Source organism: uncultured Thiodictyon sp. (assembly GCA_903837595.1).
Lineage (GTDB): Bacteria > Pseudomonadota > Gammaproteobacteria > Chromatiales > Chromatiaceae > Thiodictyon.
The window spans coordinates 1-25,814 of sequence record CAILVI010000185.1 but is presented as its reverse complement, the minus strand read 5'-3'; the positions used below and the strand labels follow the sequence as shown (position 1 = coordinate 25,814).

The window sequence follows — 25,814 nt, the reverse complement described above, 5'->3', positions numbered from 1 at the left end:
GGGCAAGATAATTTTCAGGATAGGAGCACTTGGTGTCTGATATACACGGCACGGCTTCAAAGTACCATTCATCGCTAAGTAGCGCTTTGAATGTCATCGGCTCATGACTAAGTTGACAGTACATCAGGCCTTCCCGGGTGTATTGGCCGCGGAGATATGCCTTAGCGGAGTCTTTGTCCTCATGATGGCCATCTGGTACACTTCGCAGTTTGTAGGATGCTGACTTTGCTGGTGCGCGGCGAGCAATGTCGTAGACCTTCGCCCGTCGCGTTTCGGGAGACGGCGACTGTTTGTCCGGGACAATCGTCGGACATTTCTCGCTTCTCCGATCTCCCCTTGAGAATCTGTTTGACCTCCTCGTCGGTAAGTTGTCGGCGCTGCTCTATTTGCTGCGGTGTCATGTTCCATGCTCGCGCCAACGGCGCAAGATCCAGCGGTGGTTCCATCTTGAGTGCGCGTGACAGCATCGCTGCGCGTGGAGTGTCAGATTCAAAGTCGGCTGGCAGGTCGGCAAGCACTATCTCGCCCGGTCTTCTCCAGCAACCTTCCCTTGTCGGTAACCAGTTTCGAGTCAGAAGCATTTGACCAACTGTGGAGTATTGGGTATTCCGGGGTGCGGACGCTAACGCCATGGCACGTTTGGCGTGCAAGACCACGCCGCAGACAAGGTAGGGGCGATCAAGTAGAACCCGCCAAAGGACTTTTGCTTTAGTATTTGTTGGGTATTGTAATGCCACTTCAACATATGCGAGCGTTGCCGCAGGGTGAAAGCCGTTGAGGCTCTTTCGATGAGCCCCACGTTCCCACGTAAGCTTGATGTCATCCTGCTGGGTGGGCAGATCGCACACCTCAGTGCCAGGAAACTCCCAAAGAGTCTTACGAGGCCGAACAAGAGAGTCGATCAGTTCGGGGTCTAACGCGTCCTCAACGGAAGCATGCAGAAAATATGCGTCCACATCCAATTCCGCGAACCATGTTTCGTGATCCTGGGATCGCAAGAATAGCCTTGTATCCGCTGGCTTTACCCAGAAAATGGCAAATGCGTCTGGGTATGCGGCGCGCACACAGGCGATAAAGGCCGTCTTCGCTAGAGCGGTGCGCAACTGGTCTTGCGCATTGCCTCGGGCGTCAGCGTAGGCGGATCGAATGCTCTCCAACTCCACGCGATATTTTTTTTCGTCCCAGTGGTCAGGTTCGTGTGTATATCGGGGTAGTATGCCCTCGATGATGATAACCGCACTGTCAATCGGCCGGAGGTTAGCTGCTCTTGGATTCGCCAAGAATTGCATAAGCGTATCGTCCTTCAACAGACTGGGCTTCACTATAGCGAACATCGATAGGTCGAGGTCGGAAGAATCCGGCGGTGGCAGGTAGGCATTCGGCGACGACGGCGAGCCTGGAGAAACGTGGGTCTTCCCATCCTTAAGCCTCAGGAATGGCGTCCTTTTAAAAGGATCGTAGTTGGTGGCGATGTACTTGTAGAATGCAATTAGCCAAGATTCTTCTTGATTCGCAAAGAATGCCGCATTGAGTTTTCGCGCAATTGCGGTTGCCTCGATTCGTATGCCGTCACGAAGTGGCTCGATCTGCCATTCGCTATCCCAGGAATTCTGTTTCTTGCCAACCAAATAGAGATAGAACTCCCTCGTTTTCGTTTCTGTGATCGCAGTATCAAGCCAGCATCGGGTGTTGGTTCCGAACAAGGCGCCTAGTTGTTCGGGCGAGAACAGTTCTGCAAATGCTGCCACATCAGGGATGTATGCGCTCTCGGCTGACACATATCCGCCCTTGTGGGCAGGCAGCAACGATTTCGAACTGAAAGCAGTTCGTAACCGCTCGTACAATGGCCTGAAAAAGGTATTCGGTTTGAAGTCGGCAGCAGATATCGGTAATCCGTCGTAATGCGCCGGTGTTAACAAGGACTGCGAACATAGGGTATCGACGGCATCGATCAATAGCTCTGCGGTCTCGTCTACCAGATGCTTGTTAAATGGATCATCTGAAGGAACCGTCTCCCGAGAAGGATTTGTTCGATATGGACCTTGCAAGTAAAACCCCAGGTGCGTCTCGATCACTGTCGGGAAGAATACAAACAGCGGGGCGTCTTCTGCTTCTTGAAGGGCGCCGCCGGCTTTTCGAGACGAAGTTAGCGGAAACGCAATCTGGACGGGTCGGTATTGTTCCATTTTCCCGTCGTCGCCGGGCCAGTGAGCCAGGCGATCAAATACGAGATAGCATTGTTCAATGGTATCGCCGGACTTAATGAACACCTCTCGGCCGCTTTGCGACGACGCTCCATTTCCCTGGCGCACATAATGTCCATCAGCGGTCCCGGTGGTCCATTTCAGCGTTGCGAGTTTCTTCGTGAAAAGTAGTGTTTCGGCGCGAAGACCAGCCAGATTCGTGCAGATATCACGATAAGCCATGTCGGGAGATTTTAGGTTTCGGCGCTCGATGTAATCTGGTCTTCTCGTTTCATGATCAAACGGGAGTATGAAACGCGTAAATCCGTCCCGTAAATCATTGGGGGGCGGAAGTGCATTTAGTGTATATAGTTCGGTTATGATAAAGTTCTCGTCGCCGGAATGCACGCGGGGAGATGCCGTGTAGGCGAAAACTGACTTGAAGCCGAGGCCAAAGTGCCCAATCTTCGTGATATCTGGATTGCCTTTTCCAAAATAGCTGATGGCGCGGACATCATGCTCCGTGAAGAAACTTCCGTTATGCTCGACAATGAGACCTTCGGAGGTGATGTTGAAATGTATCTCCGTCGCTCCCTTGTCGTCGGCATTCTGTAGGAGTTCGTATACGAAATGCGCGGTATCTGCGTATAACGAGATTAGCTGCGTTCTGGATGAACGGTCAACACCTAGCTGCTTCTCGTTGTGTTGCGAGATGTCTGCGTAGTTACTGGTCATCACGCACATCCCCAGAAGATGTGGTCAATACGCCGATCACTGCAGAGTCGACCAAAATGTCACCATGCTCCGCTGCCCGGCGGAGTTCGTCGGCTCGCCTGTCCCGGTCGCGCACTGCGGTTTCAATCTGAGACGCGCGCATCCGTTCAATGCGTTCATCTGTAGTCGTTGCGCGCTGTTCTTGAAGGAGGGCTATTCGGGCGCCGTGGGTCGCCGCGAGTGAACCCATGCGGGAGCTGGCTACGTTGCGGACTTCCTCGATGTGGGCTGCGCGAGCATCGACCCACAATTTGTAGTGTGTCTGTTCCAAGGCAGTTTCCTCTTCGAGCGTGATTGGCTGAGCCGCAGACTCAAGAGGCGCAGCGACCTCAAGCAGGTCAAGCAGGTGCGCGTTGAGGCGCGGATCAAGGCAGATGGGCTGAAAGGTGAAGTCATCCTTGAGCCCGATCCGGCGCCATCGGTAGATGGCAAATGGATATCGGCCCGGTGGTACCACGTTGGTTTGGGCCGTCAGGTTACAGGTCAAGACGGCAGCGGGCTCTTCCGCATCCGCGGCTTGGCGCGCAAGCGGGTGCATCGGGGTGATAAAGGCGATCAAGCGCTGCTCGTCCGCGGTCGCCTGGTCGAAGGTCATGGCAAGGCGGGAATCGTTACCCTTGAGCCAGCGCTCCCATGCCTGTGCGACGGTGCCGGTGAGTTTGAGTGTCTTGAAGTCGGCAAGGAGCTTATCGCGGACCTCCTGTCCGAGTTGCAGTGTTGTGACAGGCTTTGAACCGAAGGACTTGGGCAGGCTAACGGCCCCGCGGGACTCCAGGTAGCGCGCGATCAGGTTGGCGAGCATGGCCGGGCGCAGCCAGAAGCTCGCGGCCTGCCGGACCATTTCCTGGTCTCGTTTGGGCAGTGCCAGGCCGAAGAGCTTGGCCTGTTGCTCTTCGAGCCGGGTCTGCTCTTGGATGACGCGGATCTCGTTGTCCGCGATCTGTTGCAGGCGCGCGGCCTGCTCGGCGGGGGTCAGGGTGAGGTTCTCGGCAATTTCGCGAATCTCGCGGGTGAGTCGGCCGAGGATCTCTTCGCTGCTGCCGAGTGCCTGGCGGAAGACGCCGATGCGCAGCAAGCAGCGTTCGTAGATCTCGGCATCGACGGTGCCGGGGGTGATGAAGTTGTAGATGGCGACGGTCTCGCTTTTCTGGCCGTAGCGGTCGATACGGCCGATGCGCTGCTCGACGCGCATGGGGTTCCAGGGCAGGTCGTAGTTCACCAGACCGTCACAGAATTGGTAGTCCAGTCCTTCGCAGCCGACCTCGGAGGACAGGAGCAAGTCGAGGGCCGTGGGGTCCTCTCTTGGGAGACTGAAGCGGTTGCGTAGGTCACGGCGGTCTTCTTCCGGGATGTCGCCGTGGATCAGTCCGGTACGGACGGGCTGGTCGGCGAGCTTGGCGATCAGATAGGCGAGGGTGTGCCGGAAGCTGCTGAAGACCAGGAGCTTGTTGTTGGGTAGGGCCTGCTTGTCGTGGATGACTTTGAGGAAGGCGGCGAGCTTGGGGTCCGGGCCTTTCAGGGTGCGGGCGCGCTGAACGATGGAGTGGACCTCTGCGCGGAACTGGTCGAAGGTGTCGCTGAGTGCGTCGGGGCTGTCCACGTCGCACATCTCAGACAGTTCCAGTTGGGAGAGGTGGCGGTCGAGTATGGCTTCCAGGTAAGGCGCGAGGCCGAAGACGCAGCTTGCGAGCTGGCGGTGTACGGTCGTGAGCATGAACCGGAGATTCCGGTCGCCGTGGCGGCGGGCAAGCATGGCGCCGATGAGTTGGATCAGGTCGGTGTGCAGTGCCTGCTGTTCCGGGGTGTAGTCGACCGCGACGGTCTCCGGCTTACGGGTGGTGAAGCTGCCGATGTCGCGGCGTCGAGTGCGGTTGATAAGCGGCGAGAAGGTGTAGAGCCCTTCCAGCAGGCCGACCAGGGTCAGGCGGTCATCCGGGGTGGGGTCTGCGGTGTCGAGCAGGTCGTGGGCGGTTTGGGTGCGCGGGTCGGCGGTGAGTACGTTGCGGCCCCAGGGGGTGGCGATGGCGGCTTGGATGGCGGCGCGGGCGTGCTCGCGCCAGTCCGGGCCGGCGCCGCGGACGGACTCGATGGCTGCGTTGATGTGCGGGTTGGGCTCGGCCATTTGCTCGTACTCGCGGCGGCTGGGCAGCAGGTCCGGGCGCAGGAGGTGGAGCAAGGTGTAGAGATCGGGGTCGCCGAGTTGGATGGGGGTGGCGGAGAGCAGGACGACGGCCTCGGCGTTGTCGCAGAACCAGCGGACCGCCCGGTAGGCCCAGGTTTCGGTGTTGCGGATGTGGTGGGCCTCGTCGACGATGACCAGATCGAAAGTGGGCGGCGGGTCCAGGCCAAGCAGTCCGCGCCGGGGTCGCCGCCGCTCGGTGTCGCCCATGAGCAGGGCCTCATCCAATAGCGAATAGGGCAGGATGGCGCGGGCGTACTGTTGCGGCCAGACGCCGTCCAGGTGGGTCTCTTCGATGCAGTAGCGTAAGGCCGGGCCGTCTAGGTGGTCGAAGCGTTCGTCGAAGCGTTTCAGCTCTTCGAGCCATTTGCGTTCGGCGACCAGGGGCTTGGGACAGATGACGAGCACGGTCCGCAGTTCGCGGCGGGCTTGAAGTTCCTTGAGGATCAACCCGGCCTCGATGGTCTTGCCGACACCGACCTCATCGGCGATGAGCAGGCGCGGCCGGTCGGCCTGGATGAGCTTGAGTACGGGCCGGAACTGGTAGGGGACGAACTGGATGCGCGAGGCGAAGAGCGAATAGAGGTTGCCGATGCTGGGGTGGCGCAGCTGGGCGGCGGTGAGTGCGGCGTGCAGGGCGGCCGGGGTGACGCTGGGACGTGCGGCCGGGACGGCGGCCGGTTCGATCTGGGAGGCGTAATAGGTCGTGACCGCGCCGTCGTGGAAGACCTGGTAGCGGTCTTCGGGATCGGCCGGGACACGGGAGACCACGGCCCCGGTGACTGTGGGCTGGGCCTTGAGTCGGACGAGTTGGCCGGGATCGAAGGCCCCTTGCGATGCCGTTGCGGGCGGTTGATCGGCAGGCTTGGCGGACCCGGCCGGTTGCGCGAGGAGCGCGGTTCGCTCGGCGTGGATGTCGGCCAGCGTGGGTTGGTCGGCGCCGATGGCCTGCATCAACCGCTCGATGGTGTCGAGGTCGCGGAAGCGCTCGTCGGCCGGGATGCCGCTGACCGGGGCATGCGCCCAGCGGTTACGGATGGTCTGGGCCTCTTTGAGCCAGTTTCTTGCCGTCGGCGGCAAGGAGGCGGCGTGGGCGATCTCGGACCAGTTGCGGTCAGCGATTCGCAGCAGGGCGGCCAGGTCGAGTTGGTCGAGCCGGAGGATGCCCGCGGTGTCGACATGGCTGCGTTGCTGAAAGGTCAGTTCGTCCAGGACGTGGGTTTGCCACCAGCGGTCGGATAGGGTCGGCAAGACCTCGGCGAGGAAGGCCGCGAGCCGGGTAGACAGGGTGGTCAGGTGGCGGTGGTCCATGGGTTTATCCGTCCGAATCTGGTTCGCGGTCCCGATGTCCGATCAGTGCAACACATCACTGGTCCAGGTCGACCCGCCAAGGATATCCGCAAGTCGATGTGATTCCAAAGGTGGACGGCGTGGCCCGCCGCGCTGCGATGGACTCCGGTCGTGGCGGTAACGGTGGTGCGCCACCCAATTCCGCCGCCTGCTCCCAGGGGATGTCCAGGTCCCCGGACAGTGCGTGCCCGTTCCTCGGCGTCCAGACAGGGCAGCAGGGTCCGTTGGCTCACGGTGAACTCGTCGGCGTTGGTGTTGCAACGCCCGGCCTTGGTCTCCACTCCGGTCCATCTGTCGTTGTCGCGTCCGTCGCGGCCGCGGGGCCGCTCCTACGGGGGTGCAGGCATTCACGGGAGTGTATAATTTGCGGGTGCCTGGTGCGACGCCGGGTCCAGGTTGACCCGGCCCACGCTTGAGTGCCGCGGCGTTGGCCAGACATAGAAGACTCTTTCCCACCACGGCGGCCCGGCGGTTGTCGGTGAACCGCCGCCCGCTTTGCTTTTCACAGGTGCAATCATGGCTGACAGCGACTATCGTGCAGAGCAGGGTACCATCACCCCGGCCTTTTTCATCGGTGTGGGTGGGGTCGGTTCCCGAATCGTCGATCGGATTGCGGCGCGGGCCGCCAGTCTGCCGAATTGGGAGAGTCAGCTGCGGCCGCTGACGGCGTTCATCTCCATCGATACCAATGACCTGGATCAGGATGCGCTCAAATCGATCCCCAAGGGCAACCGGATCAATATCGCGGCCTTCGACAAACAGAAGGTGGTCGAGCACCTGCGCCGCTCCAATGACCCGCAGACCGCGCAATGGTTGCCCACGACCTATAACCCGCGCGAGGGTGTCAAGCCCGGTGCCGGACAGATCCGGATCGAATCCCGCTTGGGTTTCTTTTTTCATTCACCGGCGATCGCCCAACGCCTGAAGGACCTGGTCAACCAGGCGCTGACCCCTGGTATCACCTGGCGCAAGCAGGGCAAGTTCAACATCTATCTATTCTCTACCCTGGCCGGCGGCACCGGCTCCGGCAGCTTTCTGTCGCTCGCCTATCTGGTCGATGAGATCGTCAAGCGCGCCAATTGGCAGCCGCGCGTCATCGCCAACCTGCTCCTGTCGACCCTGATGACCGATAAGGTCGGGCCGGAACTCCATACCAATATCCATGCCAATACCTATGCGGCACTGAAAGAGCTGGAGAGCCTGACCAAGCTGGATTACGCCCAGGTCAAGCAGTCCGGGCGCACCGCCGAGCCCTTCCAGTATGTCCGCAACGAGTCCTCGCGCGATAAGCTCAGTGTCAGTGCCCGGCCCTTCTTCGTATCATTCATCCTCGACCGCCCACCCCATGTCGGCACCCGCGACCCGGAGAAGGTGATTGCCGATGCCGCATTTTTGCAGGTCTTCACCCCGGTCATCAATGAGCTGGCGGGTGAATATGACAACTATGAGCAGCACCTGGAGTCGCTGACCCGCTTCCCCGGCGACCTGAGCGATGTCGGTGAGGGCTTTACCAAGAATTTCGGCACCTTCGGCGCGGTGGCCCTGGTTCTGCCGGGCGCCGACCTGCTGGAATATTGCGCGCTGCGCTTTGCCGCCCAGGCCCTGCGCGCCCAGATTACCTTTGGCGTGGACGAGGCCGCGGTGGCGGACGATCGCGCGCGCGCCCTGGCGAAGCTGGCGGTCGACTACAACAGCCCGCGCTTTGCCCAGATGTCGGACGAGGGGCGCGAGGAGTTGATCAATGCCTCATTCGTCTCCTGCGTGCGCGAGCTGGCGCGCCAGGATGCCAATGAGGAACTGTTCGACGGCTATTGGTATCGGCTGGTGGAGTCGGTCGACACGGGCGCCGTCACCGGCACCACTGAGAAGGGCGTGGAGGTCCGCGCTGATACACTGGTGCAGAAGGTGGAGCGGCGACTGGCCGAACAGCGTGAGGTGCTGATCAATCGGATCGCGATCAAGGACCGCACCATGTTCTTCCAGAAAGAACAGGCCAATGCCTATATCGACATGGTCTCGAAGCTGGAGGAGGAGGTCCGCCTGGGCCATCAACTGGTCGATGGCGAGGCGCCCGGTCTGGTGATGGCCGCCCGCGAGGGCGATGCGGTCACGGGGCTCAAACTCGATCCGATCCAGGAGCGCTATCTGGTGGTGCGTCTGCTGGAGGTCTGCGGCAAGACCTGGCTCACCACGGCCCGTCAGGACGAGCAGGCGGCCGAAGGCAAGGATATCGTAAAGTCCCAGAAGAAGCGCGCCGAGCTGCGCGATGTGACCTATGAGAATCTGCGCAAGGCGGCGGCCAGCCGGCGGCTTTTCAATCGCGATCAGGACTTTATTCATGCCAAGGAGGAGGCGCAGGCGGTCTATACCCAGGCCAAGACGGCGGCCTTGCGCTATCTGGATGCCCGGGTGCGTCTGATGCAATTGCGCGGTCTCCTGGAATTCCTGCAAGGACGTTCGCGGCAATATGTGCGGCTGGCCACCCGCATGGATGGCTTGGTGAAGGAACTGGAGAAGGAGGCCGCCCGGCTGCAGGCCGGTGAGACCGCCGTTGTCCCGTCCTATAGTATGCGGGTGGAGGTCTTCGAGACCCTGGACGAGCCACGTCGCCGCATCTGGCAGCAGGTCTGGAGCCGGCTCTTCATTGAGGACGGACACTTTGTCAGTACATTCGATCGCCAGGCGCTCGCGCAGGCCATTTCAGAGCAATTGAAGCCGGTGGTGCAGGACGGCGGGCGGGTGGTCGCCAAGGGTGTCGATCAGACCGTGGCCGATCTGCGTCGGGCGTTGACCCAACTCGGGCGCGAGCGGTTGCGCGGGGCCATCTTTGGCGGCGAGGGTCAGCCGGGGCTCGATGTGATCTCCGGGTTGAACCTGGAGGCCAAGCTGATCCTGGAGCCGAACAAGCCGCCGGGTGAGTCGGTAACGGATGATGAGATCGCGGCCTATCGTAAGCGCAAGCTCCTGGCGCTGGGTCAATTGGCCGGGGTCATGGCGCGGGTGAGCGCGGCGGAGTCCGGTGCGCTCGATGACGGTGTCGTCACCAATCGCACCCGCCTGGTGGTACTCGGTGTCGATACCGATGCGGGCGGGCGGGGCGCCCAGGCCTTCAAGGACGGGCTCATTGATGTCTTGAGCGATGGCGGTCGGCAGGTCAAGACCACCCAATGGCATGACCCGCGACTCATCATCGTCCATGACGTGGTCATGCCGATCCCGCTGTATTATTTCGAGGCGCTCATCGACGAGATCGAGCCGTCTTATCTCAAGCTCGCCGGCGACGAGCGGCGTGGTTTCCGGCTGCACACCGATAGTCACTGGGAGGACGCCCTGCCGAACCTCAACCCGCGGCGCGCCGAGGTGTCTGCCGGCTGGGCGCTGAAGACCTTGACGACCGGGCTGATCGCGCGGGTGATCGGGGTCGATGCCGTACCGGTGGAGGGGGCGGAGGCGGACCTCTTCGTTTGGCGCCGTGCGGGCGGCGAGCCCTTCGTGCTGGGCGCCGAGTTTGTACTGGCACTGGCCAAGGTCGGCGCCATCCACGATGACCTGCACCTGCGTGCCTCCCTGGAAGATCAGATCAGGCAGCAATTGGGCGCCATGAGCGGTGAGGCGCGCCAGATCCGCCGCTTGGAGCTGATCGGGCAATTGACGGCGGACCTGGACCAGATCAGCGTCAAGCGTGTTCAAGGCCTCGAGGTCTCGGCCTATGATTATCTTAATGGCCCGGTGATGCGCGCCCTGCTGCATGGATTGAAGGAGTTGCCGCCCGACCCGCAGGCCCCGCGGGAGGTGCGACGGGAGCAAAAGCGGTATTGACCGCTGATCATGCCGAGACCCACGCTCCTGATCGGCTTCGGTGCCTACGGCCTGGATGCCTTGCAGCGGTTGCTGCACCAGTCCGCCCTGCGCGGCGTGTTGCGGTGGCAGGAGATCCAGGGCGGCGGCGTCGCCTCGGCTCAGCGCCAATTGCAGGGGTTGGCCCTGCTTGCGCTCCCGGACCCGTTCGAACGATCGGGCGACAGCGCCGTCGCGACCGCTGCCGGTGCGCCGCAATTCTTAACCGACCTCTATCGCCAGATCCGGGGGCCAGGGGACGACCCCAGGCCGGCGCCGGAAGCGGTCGCGTTGCGGGTGCGCCGGATCGCCGATGAGCTGGTCGCCCAGACCACGTTCGACCAGCGTGACCCGGTCGGCCTCGATCTCATCTGCCTGGCGCGGCCGGGCGCGCCGGATGCGATCCCGCACCTGGATATCCTGCTCCAGCACTGCCTGGAGTCCCTGGCCGATTCCAGCTTCTTCAAGGTGGCGGTGCAGGGGGCCGAGAATCTCAACTGTATCCTGATCCTGGATTTCGACGACTACTGGCAGGGTGCCGGCACGCCGGATGCCGTGGCGACCGCGCGGGCGGTACGCGCGGCCCTGCGCAACTCCATGCAGAGTTGGGAGCGCCACCGCTTGGAGCGCCAGGTGGCCGTGGACCGCTGTTATCTGGTGGACGGGCGCAGCGCCGTCGGTTACCGCCCGCCCCATGTGCGACTCGACGAGACCGAGCTCTTTCTGGAACTGCTGCTGTTCGAGGGTCTGCGCACCAGTAAGCAGGCGCTCTACCAGCAACAATCACTGATCCAACCGGTGGCAGCCACCTTCGGCATCCGGTTGCTGGAGGAGAGCACCCTGGTGCGCAGTCGCGAGGCGGCGGCCACCTTCGGGCGCCGCTGGCTCGATGCACTGATCGGCGATCAGCAACAGTGCCCGGACCGTGAGGCCCGGCGAGTACATGAGACCCTGGCGCCGTTGTGCCGGGAGTTGATCGAGCGGCGCCGCGATGACGCGCGCCTGGAGCACCTGTTCGACGCGCGTGCCGAGCAGTTGGTGAGCGACCTGATGGACGTTCCGGAGCGCCAGTCCGCGGATTGGCCTCAGCGTGTCCAGGAGGTCTTTGTGCGTGAGCGCCAGGCACTGGAGCAGGCCCTGGATCGGTCCGGTTGGGAACTGGTCAGCGCGCTCAAGGAGGCGCACCTGCGGGATCTGGACGAGCGACTGGTGGCCGCGGTCGACGCCGATCTGCACGATGACCGGGCGCCGGCCTCGCTGAACCTGGTCCGTGCCGCATTGGATGAGGTCCGCCAGGGGCTCGCTGCCGGGGCTGACCCGCGCCAGGTGCCGTCCGCCGAAGTCTTGGAGGCGCCGCTGCCGCGTCTGGTCGTGCTGCACCAACAGTATCGCGATCAGCTCGACGAATGGTTGACCAGCCAGGGCCGTGCACTGCAATGGTTCTGGCCGCTGCTCGCCCTCTTGTTCGCCCTGGGGCTCGCCGAACTCTCGGTCCGACTCGTCTATCAGATCGAGCCGCCGGGTCAGGCGTGGTTGGATGCCGTGGTGAATGCGTTGCGCGCGGTGAATGCCCCGCTGTTCTGGACCCTGTGGTGGTTCATCTGTCTGTGGGCCGTCCTGGCGCTCCAGGTCCAGCCATTGATCACCGGGCACATTGCGCGCGCTCAGCACTTTTTTATGAGTGCGCAGCGCGGACGTTTTCACGACCATCTCCGCGACCTGGTGGACCCGTTGCGGGAGTCGCTCTTGGCGCGGGTGCGCCGCAATTTACATTCCAGTCTCACCAATGAGGTGCAGAAGACCCTGACCCGCATCGATGAGCGGCTCGCGGAGCGCGGGCGCGAGATGCATTGGCTGCGGCGTCAGTTGAGCGAATTCCTGCGACTCAGCAGTCAACCGGCCATGGCGGTGCGCCAATGGGTGGGGCGCGAGGCGACGCTCGAGCGCATGATGCAGCCGCGGCCGCTGGAGCGGGTCTGCTACCCACAGGACGACCTGCCCCGTCCATTTGCCGGTTGGGGCGAGCACTATTGCGATGCCTTTCTCGATCCGCTGCGATTCATCGATCGCCTGAGCAAGCGGTATGCGGATGCCGACGAGGAGACGCAGGAGCGGCGAACCGCCCCAGATGACCAGGTGCGGCGTCGGCGTGAGTTGATCGACTTCATCGACAACAGCAAGCTGGCCCCCGCCTGCCGCTTCCTGCAGGACACCGGTGTCACTGACGAGCGCCGTTGGTGCATTGCCGCCCCGCGCTGGCGCAACATCCCCGGGATGGTCGATGAGATCAACAACAGGCTCGGCATCATCGATGACGACATCACTCCCGCCGCCGATCGCTCCCGGGTCTATCTGCTGGTGGTGCAGACCGGGGTGGCTGCCGACAATCTGGAGCGCTGAGGCGCCACCGCTAAAGATCGCTGACAAAGACCTCGCTCTGGAAGCGGACCTCCATACCGGGCTGCTGCGGCTGCGCCCCGGCGGTGAGGCGCGGCAGTGGCTCGCTCAAGAACCCGGTCAGCTCGGTCATGGAGATCAGGCCGTTCTGATCGGCGTCGCCGTCCTTGCTCAGCGCCCGCAGCAGCACCTCGGTGAAGGCGCCGTTCTGCCAGTCATCGCGCTCGATCGATGGCGCCGCGGAGCTGGAGGAGGTGAGTACGGTGACGTTGGCGAGCCCCGCCAGGGCGCCGCGCAGTGCGCCGCCGTCCACCGTGAGCGCGCCGTCGGCCAGGGTCGCGGCGCCGGAGTGGCAGGCGTCCAGCAGCGCCAGTACCCGGCCGTGCCGGCCCAGTTCCTCGAGCCGGCCGCGCAACTCGGCGATGGCGATGGCAGTGTTGCGGATCTGCTGTTTGGTGCGCGCATCCACCTCATGGGGCAGCAGATAGTATTGCTCCTGACCCTCGGGCCCCAGCAGGGCGCCGTGGCCGGAGAAGTGAAACACCGCGAGATCCCCGCCGGTGCCGGCGGCCATCTGCTCGCCGACCGCGTCGAGCGCGGCCAGCAGCTTCGCCCGGGTCGCGTTGGCATGGGTCAGGACCTGCGGCTTGACCTCGGCATAGAGACCGGACTGGGTGTTCAGCAAGGCGCTGGCCACGTCCTTCACGTCCTTCACGTCCTTGGCGGCGTATTTCAGGCGCAGTTGGCGGGCGGTCTCGCCATAGTCGTCGACGCCGACACCCACGAGATACAGGCGCGCGCCCGGGGGCACGGCGGACTTGGTGATGCGCTGCACCTCTTGTCTCGCCCGCGTCATGTCGGCCAGCCCCAGCGCGCGGGCGGTCTCGCCCTCCTGCAGCACCAGTCGCAGGGCGTCCGGCCGGCGCAGATAGCGGAACTGGGAGACCGGATAGGCGTCCGCCAACTGATCCCAGCCGCGGTTGACGTGCCACTTGAGCACGCCGTGGGCGCCGGGGGTGGCGCCGTAGAAGCCCTCGGGTGTCCAGGCGACCCAGTTCTTCTTGTCGGTCATCGGGTAGAAGGCCAGGAGTTCGCGGCCGTCGTCCATGCGGTGCCAGCGCAGCGTGCCGTCGCCGTAGGCGGCCACCACCAGCCGACCGTCGCCGGCGATGTTGACTGCCCAGACGGTGCCGGGCACGGCGCGGCGCCATAGTGGCTTGCCGGCGGCGTCGTAGCCTCGCAGCCCCCAGTCGGCGCCGAGTACGAAGCGCTGACCGTCCGGGTGGATCGCCACGCTGCGGGCACTCTCGTCGGGCTCGAGCGTCAGCGGGGTGCCGGCCAGGGTGGGGCGCACATTGTTCACCCAATCGGCGATTGGCAGGCCCGTCTGGCGCGGCGAGACCGTGCGCCCGTCGGGTGCCGTGAGTGGGGCCAGGGCCACGCGACCAGGATCGATTAGTCCGGCGAGGTCGAAGCGATGGCGGTCCTCCGTGCCGCCATACGCGAAGCCGAAATCGACCTGCAGTCCGTCGGCGGAGACCGCAAGATTGCGAAGCTGTCCGCGCGGGTCGAAGCTCGGGGACCCTCGCACCGCCCGCCCGGCACCGTGTACCGCGAGATAAGGATTCGTCGCCGCGACCAGCAGGCCACCGTCGGCCAGGGAGCGGAGCGATGTCACGGTGTTCGACGGGCCAGGATCCCGCGTGCGCCGCGCACCGGTCCCGGCGTCGGGCCAGGCGAGGACGGGGCATCGGCCGTCCACCTGGTGGTAGTAGCCCGCCGCGTACAGGGTGGCGCCGTCGCGCGACCAGGCGACGAAACCGAGATTGCCATTGTCGATGCCGGCCAAGTCGGGCTGGCGCGGGAGCGGTGCGAGCGTCTGCCCGTCCAGCAGCATGACCGCGGGTTTGTCCTCGAAGCCGACCGCCAGCCGGTCGCCATTCGGGTGGAAGGCGATGTCAACGGGTCGCTCCCCCGCGGTCATGCGTTGCCGCGCGATGCGCCGGAAGCGGCCATCGTAGAGCCGCACCTGGCCATCAATGCTGGTGGTCGCCAGTCGGCCGTCCGGGGCGAAGGCGAGGCCGTAGACCGCGTCGCCGTAGTCGGCGTCCCGCCCCGACTCGGCCCAGCCCGTCTCGCGGTCGTAGATCCGAATCCCTTCGCGTTCGCCGAGCCCGGCCGCCAGCCAGCGGCCGTCCTGGGAGAAGCTGAGATGTTTGACCACGTTGGGCAGGCCGCCGCGGCGCTGGACGAGTCGGCCGGCGCGGCTGAACAGGTAGATGTTCTCCGGGTCGGCGTCTCCTGCGGTCCAGCCGCCAGCGGCGACGAGATCGCCCACGGGCGCCATGGCCACCGCGGCGATCTTGCCCACATTCCCGGGGCCGGCCGGCACGCGCCAGGTCGCCAGCGGCTCGGCCAGGTCGCCGTCCAGCGCCCAGAGCCGCACCGTCTTGTCGTCCGAGCCGGTCACCGCCAGCCGCCCGGCCCGGTCCACGTCGGCACGCCGGATCGGCGCCGTGTGCATCCCCGGGTCGAGCACCAGCACCGGTTGGGCATAGAGCCCGGCCTCAGCCGATGCCGGCACGGGCGGCTTGGCCACCGCCGCGACGCGCGCCCCGATGCGCCCGGCCTTGACCTCGACCCGCTGCGGGCGGCCTTCGCGGAGCAGGTCGATGGCGACTGAACTCCCCGCCGGTGCCTGTTGGGTGGCCGCGATCAGCCCCTCCCGCGTATCGAGCGGCTGGCCGGCATAGCGCAGCAGGATGTCGCCGGGGCGCAGGCCGACCGCTTGCGCCTGGCTGTCCGGCAGGCTCTCCAGCACCAGCACCCCGGCGGCGTCGCCGAACAGCTTCGGCTGCCCTTGGCGCAGTGCCCAGGCCGCCGTCAGCAAGTCCCGCTCGGAAACCGCGGGGGCGGTTGCCGTCGCCGCGGCCTTCGCCGGCTCGCCCGGCTTCTGCTCGGCTGCGCACAGCGGTGCGCTCGCCGACACCCAGGCGATCAGGCCGATCGCGGCCAGGAGCCGCGCCGTCCGCCACCGGGGCGCGTGGCGAGCGGCGTCGATCTGGGATTGCTGTGCTGTCGTCATAGGTCGTCCTCCGGTCAACCTCGTCATCGTGTCGCCTCCGTAGGATGGGTAGAGCGCAGCGAAACCCATCGTTGGCGCGTGCATAAGGCATCGATTGCTGGGTTTCGCTGCACTCTACCCAGCCTACGGATCGCGCGCGGCCCGGACCGGCAGCGAATACTTGCACAGTCTCGAGAGCGATGCCCATCTTCCAAAACGGTTTGCATGCGGCCGTTTGCTGCGCGGCATCGGCGCTGGGGTCGATGGGTTTCGCTTCGCTCTACCCATCCTACGCCTACCGCCGCATCCGCCAAAAGCGCTGGCCGTCCTCGCTCGCGGGCTCGAGCCGCGGGCGGCTATCGGGCGCCTCGTTGTGCAGCATCAGGCCGTGGATGTCACCGAGCAGGGCCTCGGCCTGGGCGTAATAGGCGTGGCCGAGCAGGTCGATGTTGAAGTCGGGCACGGCGACGGTATCGATGCCGGGGGCGACGGTGTAGGGCGTGAAATAGCCGGCCCGCGGGGCCTCGTGCAGCACGCGGGAGGACAGCAAGGCCAGGTCGCCGTCGGAGGCATAAAGCGTGGTGCGCTGCGCGAACTGCGGATAGAGCCGGGCCAGGTCCAGGAACAGGTCCCGGTCCAGGTCTGGTGCGGCCAGGAAGACTTGCCCGAGCCGGACCCGGCCGCGGGTCTCAACGTCGGCGGCGATGCGCTGCAAGGCGCGCAGCAGTCCGCGATTGCCCATGCTATGGGCCACCAGATGGACCTGGTCGGCCTTGACTTGGCTGCAAAAGGCGACCAGGAACTCGGCGATGGCCGCCTCGCTGGCCTCGATGCTGGCCTCGTCGGCGGGATAGTCCAGCAGCGCGCCCTTGGACGGCCAACTGAAGAAGGCGGTGGCGGGGACCTTGAGGTCGAAGCCGAGCTGGGCGGCCTGGATGGCGGCGTCCGCGAAGCCGACGTTGTAGCCGTGCAGAAAGACCAGCGCCTGGGATGGGCCGCCGTCGCGCCGCGCCGCGGCCAGGGTCTCTTGCAGGGCGGCGACCCAGGCGGCCTGGTCCTGTAGGCTGACCTGTTGCAGGCGCAACTGGTCGTCGCGCAGATCCAGGCGCTGCAGGCGTTTCCAGGCTGGGTTGCCGGTCTCGCCGAAGCGGTGCGCCTGGGGGACGACGACCTCGGCGCGCCCGTAGGTGGTCCGATCAAAGCGGGTGTTGGTGAACTGGCCGGGGTGGTCGGGATCGGGGCGGCGGTTGGTGCCGAACCAGACCGGATAGATCACGGCGTCGGCGGGCCCGGCGCTGGCATTCTTAGGCGCCGCTGGGAGCTGCGCCGCCTTGGACCACTGCGCGGCGCCGAGCTGGGTCTTGATCGTCTCCCGCTCCAACGGCTCGGCCGTGCACTGGGCGAGCAGCGCCCGGGCCGCGGCCTTGGTCGCCGTGGAGTTGCGGGTCAGCAGCATGACCAAGGGGCCTTTCTCGCCGGCCGCATCCGGGACTATCCCGTCCAGTAGGCGGCAGAGCTTCAGCCGTCCTTCGATGGCTTGGTCGATCTGCGCCTCCAGCGCGGCGCTGCCGTACCGGGCGGTCTTGCCCGTCAGGGCGTCCTGCACGCCGCGATAGGCTTGGTCCATGTGCACCTTGGCCAGGGCGTAGAACCGCTCGCCTTGGTCGATGCGATAGGCGTCGCCGTGCTCGCGCAGTTGGGCGAGGCAGGTCTGCGCCTGTTCGCGCTCGCCGCGCAGTTGTTGGATCGCGTCCTGCCAGTCGATGGGCGCCGCCGGTGCGGGTGGCTCGGCGGCGACCGACAGGACGCCGAGCAGGGCGAGGAGTGCGATCGGGAGCATGGCGCGCATCTCTGGTCTCCGTCTTGGCTGCTGGCTCTGCCTGTCCGTTCCGGGTGGGGCTCCGCCTGCTTGACACAGGGTTGGCGCAGGGCGCCTGGAGGCCCGCGGCGAATACCGGATGGGTGAAGCGCATCTCGACGCCGCAGAATTCTGGGGGACAGTATACCAAGCAGCAGATAGCCTTGGAGTTCACCACCGCGGCAGGCGACCCGGTGCACGAGGTTCGAGCAATCTTCGCTCAGGTCCTCACCCACGTAGGTGTCCTTGGCGTGCGAATCTGCTCTTTGCCAGGTTCAGAGCGACGCAGGCGCGGCAACGCCCGCGGTCGCGAGTTGGCGCGCCCGCTCGGCCAGGGACTCGTCGACGATCAGCTCGAAATAGTGCCGCCGGTCGGGCTCCACCGGTCCTACGGTGTCGCCGTTCCAGTCGCGTACCGGGGCATGGCGCAGATCGATCCAGTGAGTGAGGCCGTCGGCGTCGGTATAGGTGCCACTGAAGAACAGGCATTCCGCGGCCTCCGGGTCGGGCAGGCGCAGCGCCCTCAGGGGCAGCTCCTCCTGGAGCTTGAGGAAGGCGCTCTCATCCAGCTTGACGCCGTTGACGTTGTAGTTGAGCAGGTCGCGACCAGGACCAGCGCGCTCACCGATCACCGCGTCGCGCACCACGGCCACCCGAAAGGCGGAGTGGGCGGGCAGAAAGCCGGAGCGCAGCAGGAGTCCGGAGCAGGAGGAGAGCCGGTCCGCCTGGTTGATGGCGCTGGAGATCATGATGGGACGCCCCTCGTCATACAGGAAGTTGGGCTCCCGGCGGGCGAATGAGATGCCGAGCCCCAATTCCAGTTCGGGCAGCCCGAGCGCGCGGTTCTGGACGTTTTGCTGGTCGATGACCTGAAGGATCTTGCGCGCCAGTTGACAGGCGCGGGCCACCGCGCGGTCCTCACGGTCGTCGGCATACTCGTAGAGTGCCAGGATCACCGCGTCACCCTCCACGAACAGCTTTTCGGCCGCGAACTCGGCCAGCAGCCGGTTGACCGGATCGAAAAAATTCAGGCTGAAGTGGGAGGCGGGGTTCAGCCCGCGCGCACGCAGTTCCTCGGTGATCAGGGTGGAGCCACGCACGTCCGCCTTGAGCACCGTATGGGCGCGGATGCGCCGCGGTGCGTGGGCGTCCCCGCCGCCCTCATCGGCACAGAGGAACTCATTGAGGCTGGCGTTGGAGCGGGAGAGTCGGACCTCGTTCGCGTCCTCCAGCAGGTGGATGGCGTCCAGGGTCTCGAAGGTCTTGTAGGCGAGTTTCAGATCCCGGCGCAGCCGCAGGAAGTCCACGAGATAGTGGCCGATTAGCGCCAGGGCCGCGGCTGGGGTCTGGCGTTGGCGTTCGGCCCGCAGTCGCTCCAGGGTCTCCAACACACGCTCAGGGCCGCCGGCTAGGGCGGCGAGTTCCGGTTCGAGCGCGCGCCGGGGCAGGCGGCCGTCCACATAATCCAGGACCAGTGGCAGCGGCAGGGTCTGGCCCAGTTGGCGGTGCAGGCCCGGCAGGGCATAGACGATCTCGATGACCCGGCGCCGCCCTTGCGCTTGCAGCCCGGCCGCCAGTTGCTCCAGCAGGTCATGCTGGAAGGCTGCCCAGCGCGGGTGTTGGCGGTGTGCGCCTGCCGCGCGGGGCGCCCCGGGGTTCAGGAGCAGCCGTAGATTCCCCGGCTCGTCGAGCCAGGAGGTCAATCCCCGGCGGTATTCCGCCCGCGGGACGAAGCGTTCGAGGAGGGCCGCGGTGACGAGTTGCCCGTCCCGTTGGCCCTGATCCTGGGTGTCGGCGATCGGTGGGGCGGTCCCCTGGTCGCCGGTTAGCCACTCCGGTAACCAGGGTGCGAAGGTTTGGGTCAGGTCTCGGGCGGTCTGTGCCAGCCAGTCGCCGAGGGCCGCCCCCGCCAGCCAACCCATTGGATAGTCGGCGGCCAGGGCCTCCCCGGGGTCGGGGATGAGCAACAGCGGGTTGAACAGCAGCGGCTCGGTGATCGGCCAGCCAGGTCCGAGCGCTGCCGTTCGCAAGGTCGACAGCCGCGTGCTAGCGAGTTTGCGGATCGTGCGGACCAGGTGTTGCCCGACCCGCCGCCGGATGTCCTGCGCCTCGTACGGTGGCGGCACCGTCCGGGTTTCGGTCGCCAACAGTTGCAGCAAGTACTTGAGTAGGGTGAAGTGGAGCAGGAGCGCCACCGCGCCGGGCGGCTGCTCGGGGTGCCGGTACAGGGCGGCGTCGAACAGGTCCAGATAGGCGTCGCGCAGGGCGGCCAGGTCGGTAGCGCCGATCAAAGGCCGCACGCTGCGATGGGGGGGGCTGGCCGCATCCGCGCGGATCAGTTGGCGAACGCTGTCGGTGGCCAGGGCGCGCAGGCGGGGGCTCAGCAGACAGTCGATGCGTGCGTTGTCGATGCCCCTGCCGAAGGCCGCGAGCGAGATGGTCCAGGGCGCGGGGTGGGTCAGCGTCGCGGTAAATTCGGCAAGGCGGGGACGCCAGGGCATAGTCGTCGGTAGGCCGGAGCGGGCCGGTTCGGTTGCGGGTTACTTGGAGTCGGCCTGACGGTCTTGCCGGCGACGGGGATCGGTCCGCACTGCGGCCCCCGGGTGCTCAGTGCGTCGTTTCACCCGGGGTGCAGGGAACGCGCCAACAGTGGATCATACCTGTATTGTCCCGCGGCGGCCGCCGAATTGACCGGTTCAGGCCGGCTGAACCGTCCGGTCGTGTGCCGCGCCACTCCCAACCACATTGGTACCGAGTCCATGTCAAGCGCGTTACCGTCGATCACCTTCCACTCCCGGTTTGGATGTGCCCTGCTGCTTGCGTTGTGCCTGTCCGGCGGCTCGGCCGGGGCGCAGCAGGGGTCGGCCAGCCGGCAGGCGATGGCCGATACCATGTCGCGCATGATGGAGTCCATGGGCCTCTTGGGTCCCGGAACCGGCAACTCGGCGGCCGGCGGGGATTCGTGGGACCAGCCCGGCGAGGTGGGCCGCCGGATGATGGAAGGGCTGGGTAAGGGCGCATCGGGGGGCGGACTCGATGGTCAGTGGGAGGCGGCCGGGGGCGGGCTGCTGATCGTCCAGGGGGGGAATTACCGGCTCTATGCCCCCTATGGCGGATACGTGGACGGCATCATCCAGGTCGCCGGGTCGCGGGTGCGAATGGCCAGCCGCCGTGCCCGGTTCGCCCTGGAGTTTGAGTACGCCCTGGATCAGGGGCACCTGGCGATGCGCGACACGCGGGGCCAGGTCTATCTCTACCGCCGACTGGTCCTCAACGGCGGGGGCTGAGCCCGGGCTCTAACGTGAAAGTCGCGCCGGGAGCGCGCTCCAATTCTCCCTCCCCCTTTGGGGGAGGGCCGGGGAGAGGGAACGGCCGTAGCCGTTAGCCGAAGGCCAGTCGCGCGGCGATCAGCAACAGAAATACGCCGAACGCTCGCTTGAGCAGGTCCACCGGCAGGGTGTGGGCGAGCCGCGCACCCAGCGGCGCGGCGGGCATGCTGGCGAGCAGCATCAGCACCACCGCCGGCCAGTAGACGAAGCCGGTACTGGCTGCCGGCAGCCCGGCCCGACCCCAGCCCACCACCATGTAACCGATGGCGCCGGCGATGGCGATCGGCAGCCCGCAGGCGGCCGACGTGCCCACCGCGTGGCGCAGGTCCAGCCCGCAGCGGGCGAGGAAGGGCACCGTGAGGGTGCCCCCGCCGATCCCGACCAGGGCGGACAGGGCGCCGATCCCGCCCCCGACGGCCCACAGGCCGGCGCGACCGGGCATCGGGCGATGGGCGACGGCACGACCCGGGACCAATATCCGCACCCCCACATAGGTGAGGAAACCGGCGAACAGCCGCTTGAGCCAGAGTCCCGGCAGCCAGCCGGCCACGACGGCGGCGCCCCAGGTCCCGAATACGATCCCCGGCGCCAGGCCGGCCACCAGGTCCCAGCGCACGGCGCCGCGGCGGTGGTGGGCGAGGGCGGAGGCGGCCCCGGTGCCGATGATGGTGGCGAGTGAGGTGCCGATGGCGAGCTGCGGGACCCAGTCGCCGCCGATCCCGAGGTGGCCGAACAGAAAGATGAGTGCCGGTACCATGATGGTGCCGCCGCCGACGCCGAAGAGACCGGCGAGCAGTCCGGAGAGTACGCCGGTGAGCAGAAAGCCTAGGAGGTCGAGGATGGGCATTAGAGTCGATCCTGCAGGTCGCGCACCGAGAAGCCGCACCAGGGGCCGGCGAGACCGCGGCTGAGCCCAAGGACCTTGAAGCGCTCGCCCATGGCGGCGGGCAGCAGCAGTTGCTTAGCCCCCTGAATGAGGTCCAGGTCCGGTGCGTCCGCCATGAGCCGATCGATCCCGCAGCCGATGAGAAAGTGCGCCTGGGTGGCGAAGCCGGCGAGCGTGAGTCCCGCCGCCTGGCCGGCCCGCGCCGCGGCGCTGAAGTCCACATGGGCGCCGATGTCCTGCAGGCCGAGGTGACGGTAGGGGTCCCCATGCGCCTGGTGGCGCCAGTGACACATCAGGGTGCCCATGGTGCGGTCCGGCTGGTAATAGGCGGATGCCGGATAGCCGTAGTCGATCAGGAGCGCGAGTCCGGCGGTGAGGCACTCGCCGAGCGCGGCGCACCAGGGGGGCAGGCGCAGGTTGATCTCCGAGGCATAGCCCGGCGCCTGCGCCAGTCCCGCCGCCTGGAGTGCGGCGAGCGCCGCGGCCAGTCGCGGGGAGCGCACTGGTGCCTCGACCTCGCTCAATACGCCGTCCGCAGCGGTCACGAAGACCTCCAGCGGCTCACCCGCGGCGCCGATACGGAAGCGGTGGACCGGCATGGCGTCTAGTACCTCATTGGCCAGGACCACTCCGCGCAGCTGCTCGGGTAAGCGCCCGAGCCAGTGACAGCGCTCCGCCAGGTGCGGCACCCGGGCGGCGAGCAGTGCCCGCTGGCGCTCCTGCAGGTCCGGGCTCGGCTCCAGGATCAGATAGCGCTCGGGCAGGGCGCCCAGTTGCTCAAGGCCGGTGAGCACTTGGACGGCCAGGGCGCCGCTGCCGGCGCCGAACTCCAAGACATCGCCCCCGTTGAGGCGCTCCAGTGCCTCGGCCGCCTGGACCGCGACACAGCGCCCGAACAGCGGCGAGAGCTCCGGGGCGGTCACGAAGTCCCCGCCGGCCCCGAACTTGGTCGCCCCCGCCACGTAATACCCGAGCCCGGGGGCGTAGAGCGCCAGTTCCATGAAGCGGTCGAAGGGCAGCAGCCCGTCGGCGGCGGCGATTTCGGTCCGGATCAGGGCGGCCAGGCGGGCGCTGTGGTGGGCGGCGTCGGCTTCGGTTGGTTGTGGGTCCATCGGTTCGGCTGGGTCTGGCTGGTCGGGGGGGCGGCAATCCGCCGATTAGACCCGCGCCGGCCCCGGCGATGCAAACCGGATTGCGCCCGCCGAGGCTTGGAGCTCCGAGTTCGAGGTTCAGGGCTCCGAGTTCGAAGCTCCGAGCTCCGAGCTCCGAGTTCGGAGGCGCGGTCGCGTCGCGGCTGAAGCCGCTCCCACGGGAGACTTCGATTGTTCGGCGCACAAGGTGCAGGTACCAGCGTGATCCCCAATTGCTCCCCGTCCCGAACCACCCTAAACTCCCCAATGCGCCACGCCATTGATCCTAAATCCGGCAGTTGCTCACGCCAAGACGCCAAAGAAAGACAACAGAATAGGCAACGTCACCAGTTCACCCGCCGGGTGAATGGCCCAAGGCAGATAAGGTGCTGAAAAAGCTGGCGAGCTTGGCGCCTTGGCGTGAGAACTGCTCTTTCTAGGTTGATCGATCCTTCGGCAGACGCCGGTGGCGCTGCGATCGGCCACGGGGCCAAGCACCGACTCGGGCTTCCGCTCAGTGCGTTGCCTGACCGAGCGCGGCCTTCCTGCACGGCCGGAACAGGCGAGAAAACGACACTATGAGTATGACTTACGCCGAAGACATCGCCGCCTGGTCCCGCGAGCAGGCGAGCTTGATCCGCCAGGGCCGCTTCGACTTGGTCGACATCGAGTTCGTCGCCGAGGAGATCGAGGACGTGGGCAAGAGTGAGCAGCGTGAACTGGCGAGCCGGATGGCCGCCTTGCTCAACCATCTGTTGAAGTGGCAGCTCCAGCCGGAGCGGCGGGGCGCCAGCTGGGAAATTACCATTCGCAATCAACGATTGGGTCTCAGTAAACGCCTCGCGCGTACACCCAGTCTCAATCCCATGCTGACCGATCCTGATTGGCAGGAGGAAATCTGGGCCGACGCCTTGGCCGCCTGTGCGGCGGAGACGGGGCTGGTCACCTTGCCCCTGACGTGTCCTTGGAGTTTCGCGCAGGTCCTGACGCTTGACTGGCTCCCTGCGGATTGATAACCGAGCATGACTGAAAAAGAGATACCAGGCGGTGCTCCGACCCTGCACCAGTGCCCGGACCACAGCGCACCCTATCCGGTGAGCCGCCTGGCCCCGGCCTTTCACAGCCCGGACCTGGCGGCGGAGGTGGCGCGCGCCGAGGCGATGCTCAGTGCCCGCACGGGGGCCAAGCTGCGCGTGATCGCGGACCAGATCAAGGCGCTCCAACAGGAGGCCCGCAAGGTCCTGGACGAGGCCCGGGAGGAGCAGGCCTTGAGCCAGGCCGAGTGTGCCTTTAAGCGCATCCCGGGCAAGACCTATCATCTGTATCGCAAGGTGGACGGCCGGCCCTACTTCTCCATGCTGTCCCCGACGGACTGGGGCGGCCACCCGCCCCAGGCGTTCGTCGGCTCCTACCGGTTGGAGGCGGATTACTCCTGGACACCGGCGGACGGGGCCGGGCGGGCGGACGACACCGGCGATCTGGTCAGCCAATTGCTGCGGATCGGGGGTCTGACGGCGGGCGGGAGGCGATGAGGCGCCGGGGGCGCCCCGACTGCCATGCTGCGTCGTGCACGTCCCACCGCAGTGCCTGGCCGTGCAGTTCGTCGGCTGCCCCGCGACAGATGCGACCCTGATCCGGTAATCCGCGCGATTATCTGCGATAATGTCGCGCTGCATTCAGTGCCGGTCGACACCCGGACCAAACCCACACCCACTAGACGAGAGAGGTTCACGGACCAATGGCAACCGATAGCAAGAAACGCGTTTTCGCCTTTGAAGAAGGTGACGGCAAGAACAAGCACCTCCTCGGCGGCAAGGGCGCCAACCTCTGCGAGATGACCCAGATCGGGCTGAACGTCCCGCCCGGCTTCGTGCTCTCCACCGAGGCTTGCCTGGATTTCCTGGCCTCCCCCACCAAGGACCTGCCCCCGGGCCTGTGGGAAGAGGTTCAGGCGCAGATGACCGCCCTGGAGAAGAAGACTAAGAAGGGTTTCGGCACCGCCGACGAGCCGCTGCTGGTCTCCGTGCGCTCGGGCTCCGCCATGTCCATGCCCGGCATGATGGATACCATCCTGAACCTCGGCCTCAATGCCACGACGCTGAAGGGCGTGATCAAGGCCACCGGTGACGAGCGCTTCGGCTACGACGCCTACCGTCGCTTCATCCAGTTGTTCGGCAAGATCGCGCTGAACGTGGACGACGTGTACTTTGACAAGCAGTTCGAGCTGGTCAAGAAGGCCGCCGGCGTGAAGGAAGACGTGGCGCTGTCCGCCGCGGACCTGAAGGACACCGCCGAGCGCTTCCTGCGCGTGGTGCAGGAGCAGACCGGCCGGCCCTTCCCGGAGGACCCGTACGAGCAGCTGCTGATCGCCATCAAGGCCGTGTTCGCCTCCTGGGGCGGCAAGCGCGCAGTGGACTACCGTCGCCAGTTCGGCATCACGCCGGCCATGGCCAACGGCACCGCGGTGAACATCTGCACCATGGTATTCGGTAACCGTGGCGATGATTCCGGCACCGGCGTGGGCTTCACCCGCGACCCCGGCACCGGCGAGAACGTACTGTACGGCGAGTACCTGGTCAACGCCCAGGGCGAGGACGTGGTCGCGGGTATCCGTACCCCCAAGCCGCTGTCCTCGCTCAAGGCCGACCTGCCGGAGATGGCCAAGCAGTTGGACGCCCTGCGCGACCGCCTGGAGAGCCATTACAAGGAGGTGCAGGACTTCGAATTCACGATCGAGCGCAACATCCTGTACTGCTTGCAGACCCGCAACGGCAAGATGAATGCCGTGGCCCAGGTTCGCACCTCGGTGGAGATGGAGACGCAAGGG

At 65.8% G+C, this 25,814-nt stretch carries 13 protein-coding genes; 6 read left to right on the top strand and 7 right to left on the bottom strand.

Annotated features, from left to right (window positions below; all coding sequences use genetic code 11):
* Nucleotides 1-179: 179 nt before the first annotated feature.
* Both QZY44_RS09990 and QZY44_RS09985 read right to left on the bottom strand, forming a co-directional pair.
* The gene (locus QZY44_RS09990; protein WP_295445720.1) at nucleotides 180-2,918 is read right to left on the bottom strand and encodes a hypothetical protein; all 2,739 of its coding nucleotides are present in this window, start codon (nucleotides 2,916-2,918) and stop codon (nucleotides 180-182) included.
* On the bottom strand, nucleotides 2,908-6,447 hold the full coding sequence (locus QZY44_RS09985; protein WP_295445718.1) for an SNF2-related protein: 3,540 nt from the start codon (nucleotides 6,445-6,447) through the stop codon (nucleotides 2,908-2,910). Before QZY44_RS09985 ends, QZY44_RS09990 begins: the two co-directional genes overlap by 11 nt.
* A gap of 555 nt (nucleotides 6,448-7,002) precedes the next feature.
* Between QZY44_RS09985 and QZY44_RS09980 the strand changes: the two genes are divergently transcribed.
* Nucleotides 7,003-10,305, top strand: coding sequence for a tubulin-like doman-containing protein (locus QZY44_RS09980; RefSeq protein WP_295445716.1), 3,303 nt, complete (start codon nucleotides 7,003-7,005; stop codon nucleotides 10,303-10,305).
* Nucleotides 10,306-10,314: 9 nt separating this feature from the next.
* Nucleotides 10,315-12,723 carry a hypothetical protein gene (locus tag QZY44_RS09975; RefSeq protein WP_295445714.1) on the top strand — a complete coding sequence of 803 codons (2,409 nt, stop codon included), beginning with the start codon at nucleotides 10,315-10,317 and terminating at the stop codon, nucleotides 12,721-12,723.
* 10 nt (nucleotides 12,724-12,733) lie between these two features.
* Here QZY44_RS09975 and QZY44_RS09970 read toward each other — a convergent pair whose 3' ends face one another.
* The 3 genes from QZY44_RS09970 to QZY44_RS09960 form a co-directional block, all read right to left on the bottom strand.
* Nucleotides 12,734-15,805, bottom strand: a complete 3,072-nt coding sequence (locus tag QZY44_RS09970) for a caspase family protein (RefSeq protein WP_295445712.1) — start codon at nucleotides 15,803-15,805, stop codon at nucleotides 12,734-12,736.
* Between the two features lie 274 nt (nucleotides 15,806-16,079).
* Nucleotides 16,080-17,633 (bottom strand): alpha/beta hydrolase, encoded by a 1,554-nt coding sequence (locus tag QZY44_RS09965; protein ID WP_295445710.1) that lies wholly within the window; start codon nucleotides 17,631-17,633, stop codon nucleotides 16,080-16,082.
* Between the two features lie 284 nt (nucleotides 17,634-17,917).
* Complete coding sequence (locus tag QZY44_RS09960; RefSeq protein ID WP_295445708.1) at nucleotides 17,918-20,143, bottom strand: hypothetical protein; 2,226 nt, start codon at nucleotides 20,141-20,143, stop codon at nucleotides 17,918-17,920.
* Nucleotides 20,144-20,401: 258 nt separating this feature from the next.
* Here QZY44_RS09960 and QZY44_RS09955 point away from each other — a divergent pair, with 258 nt between their 5' ends.
* Nucleotides 20,402-20,929, top strand: coding sequence for a hypothetical protein (locus QZY44_RS09955; RefSeq protein ID WP_295445706.1), 528 nt, complete (start codon nucleotides 20,402-20,404; stop codon nucleotides 20,927-20,929).
* A 94-nt stretch (nucleotides 20,930-21,023) separates the two neighbouring features.
* Here QZY44_RS09955 and QZY44_RS09950 read toward each other — a convergent pair whose 3' ends face one another.
* Both QZY44_RS09950 and QZY44_RS09945 read right to left on the bottom strand, forming a co-directional pair.
* Nucleotides 21,024-21,818 (bottom strand): sulfite exporter TauE/SafE family protein, encoded by a 795-nt coding sequence (locus tag QZY44_RS09950; RefSeq protein WP_295445704.1) that lies wholly within the window; start codon nucleotides 21,816-21,818, stop codon nucleotides 21,024-21,026.
* On the bottom strand, nucleotides 21,818-22,969 hold the full coding sequence (locus QZY44_RS09945; RefSeq protein ID WP_295445702.1) for an SAM-dependent methyltransferase: 1,152 nt from the start codon (nucleotides 22,967-22,969) through the stop codon (nucleotides 21,818-21,820). The genes QZY44_RS09950 and QZY44_RS09945 overlap by 1 nt, the downstream gene beginning before the upstream one ends.
* Nucleotides 22,970-23,565: 596 nt before the next feature.
* Between QZY44_RS09945 and QZY44_RS09940 the strand changes: the two genes are divergently transcribed.
* From QZY44_RS09940 to QZY44_RS09930, 3 genes are all read left to right on the top strand, one after another.
* Nucleotides 23,566-24,000: a DUF29 domain-containing protein gene (locus QZY44_RS09940; RefSeq protein ID WP_295445700.1), complete on the top strand. Its 435-nt coding sequence runs from the start codon at nucleotides 23,566-23,568 to the stop codon at nucleotides 23,998-24,000.
* 9 nt (nucleotides 24,001-24,009) lie between these two features.
* Entirely contained in the window at nucleotides 24,010-24,519 is a 510-nt protein-coding gene (locus tag QZY44_RS09935) for a DUF2452 domain-containing protein (RefSeq protein WP_295445698.1), read from the top strand.
* A 206-nt stretch (nucleotides 24,520-24,725) separates the two neighbouring features.
* Nucleotides 24,726-25,814 (top strand): PEP/pyruvate-binding domain-containing protein (locus QZY44_RS09930; protein WP_295445696.1); only part of this gene is annotated, 1,089 nt, incomplete at its 3' end.